7 protein-coding genes are annotated in these 5,619 nt (G+C 70.6%); all 7 read right to left on the reverse strand.

Going from position 1 to position 5,619, the window contains the following annotated elements; all coding sequences use genetic code 11:
* Positions 1–99 precede the first annotated feature (99 nt).
* Positions 100–1,212, reverse strand: a complete 1,113-nt coding sequence (gene aroC, locus AC07Y4_RS32545; protein ID WP_487847312.1) for a chorismate synthase — start codon at positions 1,210–1,212, stop codon at positions 100–102.
* A gap of 33 nt (positions 1,213–1,245) precedes the next feature.
* Entirely contained in the window at positions 1,246–1,431 is a 186-nt protein-coding gene (locus AC07Y4_RS32550) for a hypothetical protein (protein WP_062475744.1), read from the reverse strand.
* A gap of 54 nt (positions 1,432–1,485) precedes the next feature.
* Positions 1,486–3,081 carry an MFS transporter gene (locus AC07Y4_RS32555; RefSeq protein WP_487847313.1) on the reverse strand — a complete coding sequence of 532 codons (1,596 nt, stop codon included), beginning with the start codon at positions 3,079–3,081 and terminating at the stop codon, positions 1,486–1,488.
* Complete coding sequence (locus AC07Y4_RS32560) at positions 3,078–3,446, reverse strand: YciI family protein (protein WP_487847314.1); 369 nt, start codon at positions 3,444–3,446, stop codon at positions 3,078–3,080. The genes AC07Y4_RS32555 and AC07Y4_RS32560 overlap by 4 nt, the downstream gene beginning before the upstream one ends.
* Entirely contained in the window at positions 3,443–3,823 is a 381-nt protein-coding gene (locus tag AC07Y4_RS32565; protein ID WP_139703818.1) for a YciI family protein, read from the reverse strand. The genes AC07Y4_RS32560 and AC07Y4_RS32565 overlap by 4 nt, the downstream gene beginning before the upstream one ends.
* A 72-nt stretch (positions 3,824–3,895) precedes the next feature.
* Positions 3,896–5,170 carry an RNA polymerase sigma factor gene (locus AC07Y4_RS32570; RefSeq protein ID WP_487847315.1) on the reverse strand — a complete coding sequence of 425 codons (1,275 nt, stop codon included), beginning with the start codon at positions 5,168–5,170 and terminating at the stop codon, positions 3,896–3,898.
* Positions 5,167–5,619, reverse strand: a 453-nt coding sequence (locus AC07Y4_RS32575) for an SRPBCC family protein (protein ID WP_495275671.1), incomplete at its 5' end; no start/stop codon positions are given. The genes AC07Y4_RS32575 and AC07Y4_RS32570, both read right to left, overlap by 4 nt.

A 5,619-nucleotide genomic window follows, 5' to 3' on the forward strand; every position in this document is an offset into this window, starting at 1 on the left:
GTTGCGCTCCTTGTGCGTGCGGACGCACGCACGGCGTCACGCGCCTTGATGGGCGGGCTGTGGCGAGCTTCGCGACCCCTTGCACAGTGTCAGCAAGCCCTAGAGGAAGGACGACTGCGGCGACGCAGCTTCGGTCTTCTCAGCGGGCGGGTTCACGTCGCCGCACTGCGCGCGGTTGCGCAGCACGTGTTCCATCACCACCAGCGCGAGCATGGCTTCGGCGATGGGCGTGGCGCGGATGCCCACGCAGGGGTCGTGGCGGCCCTTGGTGATGACTTCGACGGGGTTGTTGTTCACGTCGATCGACTGGCGCGGGCTGATGATCGAGCTGGTGGGCTTGATCGCGATGCTCACCTCGAGGTCTTGCCCCGAGCTGATGCCGCCCAGGATGCCGCCTGCGTTGTTGCTGAGGAAACCCGTCGGCGTGATCGAGTCGCCGTGCGTGGTGCCACGCTGCGTGATGCTGTCGAAGCCGGCGCCGATTTCGACCGCCTTCACGGCGTTGATGCCCATCATGGCGTAGGCGATCTCGGCGTCGAGCTTGTCGAACAGCGGCTCGCCCAGGCCCACGGGCACGTTGGTGGCGGTGACGCGGATGCGCGCGCCGCACGAATCGCCGGCCTTGCGCAGGCGGTCCATGTAGTCCTCCAGCGCGCTCACGTCGGCGATGGGGGCGAAGAAGGGGTTGTTCGGGACGTGGTCCCAGCTCTCGAAGGGAATGGCGATCTCGCCGATCTGCGTCATGCAGCCGCGGAACACCATCCCGTATTTTTCGGCCAGCCACTTCTTGGCGACCGCGCCGGCCGCGACCATGGGTGCGGTGAGGCGTGCCGAGGAGCGCCCGCCGCCGCGCGGATCGCGGATGCCGTATTTCTTCCAGTAGGTGAAGTCGGCGTGGCCGGGGCGGAACTGCTGGGCGATCTGCCCGTAGTCCTTGCTGCGCTGGTCGGTGTTCTGGATCAGCAGCGCGATGGGCGTGCCGGTGGTCTTGCCCTCGTACACGCCGGACAGGATCTGCACCGCGTCGGGCTCGTTGCGCTGGGTGACGTGGCGGCTGGTGCCGGGGCGTCGGCGGTCGAGGTCGCCCTGGATGTCGGCCTCGCTCAGGGCCATGCCCGGGGGGCAGCCGTCGATCACGCAGCCGATGGCCGGGCCGTGCGACTCGCCGAAATTGGTGACCGCGAAGAGAGTTCCGAAGGTGTTGCCGCTCATGGCGGGGATTATCCCCACAAAGCAGCAGCCGACTCAGTCGGTGGTGTTTTCCATGCGCTTGGCGAGCGCGCCGAGCTGCAGCTCGATGCTGAACAGCCGCTCGTTCAGCACCGCCGTCTGCAGCCGGATCGCCTCGACGATGGCCTTGGTCTGCGGGTCGGAGGTGCTGTCGGACAGTTCCGCCAGGTCATGCAGCTTCTTGCGCAGTTCGTTGCTCATGGGGCCTCCGTTCGGTCGTGGGGTGCGTCGTGGAAGCCCCAGTATGGAGGCTCGTCAACGCTCCGGCAATGCGGCACCGCCCGGGGGTACGGCGCCCTCTTCCTGCGCGCCGTGCGCCGGGGCCGTGCCCACGCTGCGCAGGCGCACGGCCACCAGCACGCCGACGAACAGCAGCACCACCGCGCACAGGCCGGCCACCAGCCGCAGGGCGCGCAGCAGCGCCTCGCGCCCGGTGTCGAGCAGCGCGGCGCCGGTGGTACCGGGCAGTTCCCCGGCCAGCGCGACCGCCCCGCCCAGCGTGCTGCGGGCGGCTTCGACCGCCGCCGCACCGGCCAGGCCGGCGGGGACGGCATCGGCCATAGCCGCCCGGTAGATCGCCGCGCCGACACTGCCGAGGATGGCGATGCCCAGCGCCCCGCCGAACTCGGAGCTGGTCTCCGAGATGGCCGAGGCCACGCCCGCGCGCTCCGGCGGCGCGCTGCCCACGACCAGGTCGGTGGCCAAGGTGAACACCGGCGCCAGGCCGAGCGAAGAGATGACCGCGCTCGTCACCATCCAGGCCAGCCCGCCCTGCGCGGGCAGCAGCACCAGCATGCCGAAGCCCAGCGCCGCCACGCCCAGACCACCGCCCATCACGTAGGCCGGGCACAGGCGCCGCGTGAGCGCGGGCACGATCATCGAGCCGACGATGAAGGCGCCGGCGCCCGGCATGCTCCACAGGCCCGCCGCCAGCGGCGGCAGGCCGAGCACCAGCTGCAGGTACTGCGCGTTGTACAGAAAGAGCCCGAACATCACGAAGCAGGCCAGCATGTACGCCCCCAGCGATACGCTGAAGGCCGGCAGCTTGAACAAGCGCAGGTCGATCATCGGGTTGGCCAGCCGCCCCTGCCGGCGCGCGAACAGCCAGCCCAGCAGCGCACCGGCCGCGATGGCCAGCAGCGACACCGCGTCGGGCCCGTGCTCGGCCACCTGCTTGATGCCGTAGATGGCCGCCAGCACCGCGCCCAGCGAGAGTGCCACGCTGGCCAGGTCGAGCGCGCCCGCGTCGGGGTCGCGGTACTCGGGCAGCAGCCAGGGGCCGAGCGCCAGCAGCAGCACCATCACCGGCACGCCGATGAGGAACACCGAGCCCCACGGAAAGAACTGCAGCAGCACGCCGCCCAGCACCGGGCCGATGACGGCGCCGGCCGAGTAGCTCGAGATCCACACGCCGATGGCCACGGTGCGCTGCGCCGGGTCGAGGAACATGTTGCGGATCAGCGAGAGCGTGGACGGCGCCAGCGTCGCCCCCGCCACGCCCAGCAGCGCGCGCGTGGCGATCAGCATGTTGGCGCTGGTCGAGAAGGCCGCGAGCACCGAGGCCACGCCGAACGCCACCGCGCCGATCAGCAGCAGCCGGCGCCGCCCGATGCGGTCGCCCAGCGTGCCCATGGTGACCAGCAGGCCGGCCACGAAGAAGCCGTAGATGTCGACGATCCACAGCAGCTGCGAGGCGGTGGGCTTGAGGTCTTCGCTGATCGACGGGATCGCCAGGTTCAGCACCGTGAGGTCCATCGAATAGAGCATGCAGGGCAGCGCGATGACGGCCAGCCCCGTCCATTCGCGCGCCGTGGCGCGGGCGGGCGCCGCCCGGTCGAGTGCGCCGCTCATGGGCCAGCTCCGCTGTCGCTTGCCGACCAGACCTTGCGCACCTCGATGCTGCTCAAGCGCGCCGAGGGAATGCCGGCCGCGAGCTGCAGCGCTTCTTCTTCGCTGTCGGCCTCGACCAGGTAGAAGCCGCCCAGCTGCTCGCTGGTTTCGGCGAACGGCCCGTCGGTGACCGAGAGCTTGTCGTTGCGCATGCGCACCGTGACCGCCGTGCCGGCCGGCTGCAGGGCCTCGGCCACGACGAGCTTGCCGAGCGCCTGCAGATGGGCGTCGTAGTCGATGTGTTCGTTGATGTAGTGGTCCATGTCCTGCGCCGAGAAGTGGCTCGTCTGCGCGTCGGTTCCGAAAATGAGGCAAAGGTATCTCATGCGGCATTCCCCTCGGGGTTTTCGATCATTTCCATGACGTCGATGGGACGCACCTCGATGGCGCCGTAGCGCGCCATCGGAATGCGGCCCGCCAGCTGGATCGCGGCGTTCAGGTCGCGCGCCTCGACCAGGATGAAGCCGCACAGCTGCTCGCGCGCTTCGGCGTACGGGCCGTCGACGTGCGAGCGCTGGCCCTGGCGCACCTGCACGACCTTGGCGGCGCGCACCGGGCTCAGCGCCTCGGCGGCGATGAAGTGGCCAGCGGCTTCGAGCAGGCGGTCGTAGGCCATCGAGTCGGCATTGAGCGCACGGCGCTCGTCGGGCGGCAGCGCGCGAAGCACCGCTTCGTCGCAGTGAACGAGGCAGAGGTATTTCATGCGGAATCTCCTTGCAAATTTGAGTGAGGACATCACTGGTCGAACGGCGACGGCCGGAATCGACAAGGGCTGTCAAAAATTTTTCGTGTCGGGCAGCGAGGCCAGCTGCCGCTCCAGGAACTGCCGCTCGGGCTGCTGGCGGACCAGCGACAGTGCCTGCAGATAAGCCTCACGCGCGTCATCGGTACGGCCCAGGCGCCGGCACAGTTCGGCACGCGCGCCGTGCGCCAGGTGGTAGCGGGCCAGTTCGCCGCGCGCGAGCAGCGCGTCGATCAGCACCAGCCCGGCCGCCGGCCCGTCGCGCATCGCCACGGCCGCCGCGCGGTTGAGCTCGGCCACGGGCGAGGGATCGAGCCGCAGCAGCACGTCGTACAGGCCGACGATCTGCGGCCAGTCGGTGGCGGCGGCCTCGGCCGCTTCGGCGTGCACCGCGGCGATGGCGGCCTGCAAGGTGTACGGGCCGAAGCGGCGCGACAGCAGCGCGCGCTCGACCAGCGCCGCGCCCTCCCCGATCTGCCCAAGGTGCCACAGGCCGCGGTCCTGCGCGTCGAGCAGCACCAACTCGCCCTGCGCCGAGGTGCGCGCAGCGCGGCGCGCGTCGTGCAGCAGCATCAGCGCGAGCAGGCCCAGCGCCTCGGGGTCGGGCAGCAGCTCGGCCACCAAGCGCCCGAGCCGGATCGCTTCGGCCGAAAGGTCGGCGCGCGTCACGCTCTGGCCCGACGAAGCCGCATAGCCTTCGTTGAACACGAGGTACACCACGCGCAGCACGGCATCGAGCCGTTCGGGCAATTCGGCCAGACCCGGCACCTGGTACGGAATGCCGGCATCGCGGATGCGCGCCTTGGCCCGCACGATGCGCTGCGCGATGGTGGGCGCGGGCACGAGGAAGGCGCGCGCGATCTCCTCTGTCGCCAGCCCGCAGACCTCGCGCAGCGTGAGCGCCACCTGGGCGTCGGGTGCGAGCACGGGGTGGCAGCAGGTGAAGACCAGGCGCAGGCGGTCGTCCTCGAGCGCGTCGGCATCGGGGTCGGCTTCGTGCCAGGCGGGCGCGGGATCGGCCAGCGTGTCGGTGTGGGCGGTGGCGTCGTCCCACGCGGTGAAGCGCGCCTGCCGGCGGATGCCGTCGATCGATTTGAAGCGCCCCGCCGACACCAGCCAGGCGCGCGGGTTGGCCGGCACGCCTTCGCGCGGCCATTGCTCGAGCGCGGCGCGAAAGGCGTCGTGCAGGGCTTCTTCCGCCAGGTCGAAATCGCCCAGCAGCCGCACCAGCGTGGCGAAGATGCGGCGCGACTCGCTGCGGTAGATCGCGTCCAGCGTGTCGGCGATGGCCGTCGGTTGTGCCGTCACCCGGTGTCGCCGGCGAGCAACCAACTCTCGAGCTTGACGAGGGAGCCGGTCCAGCCATGGTTGTGGCCGTCGCGCGCCGCTTCGTCGAAGAACTGCTGGTGCATGAGCACGAGCTCGCAGCCGCCCGCGTCGGGCTCGAGCTGCACCGTGACGCGTGACTCGCGCTCGGGCGTGCTGCGCCAGGCCCAGCTGAAGACCAGCCGGCGCTCGGGCACGACCTCGAGGTACGTGCCGCTCACATCGTGCGTCTCGCCGTCGGCCGCCAACATGGTCACGCGAAAGCGCCCGCCCACGCGCAGGTCGACCTCGGCCAGCGGCACGTCGACGATCTCCTCGGGGCCGAACCAGTGCTTCAGCGCTTGCGGGTCGGTCCACGCGCGCCAGACTTTGGCGGGGCTGACGCGGAAGTGCCGGCGGAGCGTGAGCGAGGGGCGATCGGTGCCGGGGCC

The sequence above is a fragment of the Variovorax sp. GW460-12-1-14-LB1 genome, assembly GCF_059423605.1.

What these genes read in the sequence shown, in the direction of transcription:
- aroC (WP_487847312.1), bottom strand. Translation starts at nt 1,212, where the DNA reads ATGAGCGGCAACACCTTCGGAACTCTCTTCGCGGTCACCAATTTCGGC.
- AC07Y4_RS32550 (WP_062475744.1), bottom strand. Translation starts at nt 1,431, where the DNA reads ATGAGCAACGAACTGCGCAAGAAGCTGCATGACCTGGCGGAACTGTCC.
- AC07Y4_RS32555 (WP_487847313.1), bottom strand. Translation starts at nt 3,081, where the DNA reads ATGAGCGGCGCACTCGACCGGGCGGCGCCCGCCCGCGCCACGGCGCGC.
- AC07Y4_RS32560 (WP_487847314.1), bottom strand. Translation starts at nt 3,446, where the DNA reads ATGAGATACCTTTGCCTCATTTTCGGAACCGACGCGCAGACGAGCCAC.
- AC07Y4_RS32565 (WP_139703818.1), bottom strand. Translation starts at nt 3,823, where the DNA reads ATGAAATACCTCTGCCTCGTTCACTGCGACGAAGCGGTGCTTCGCGCG.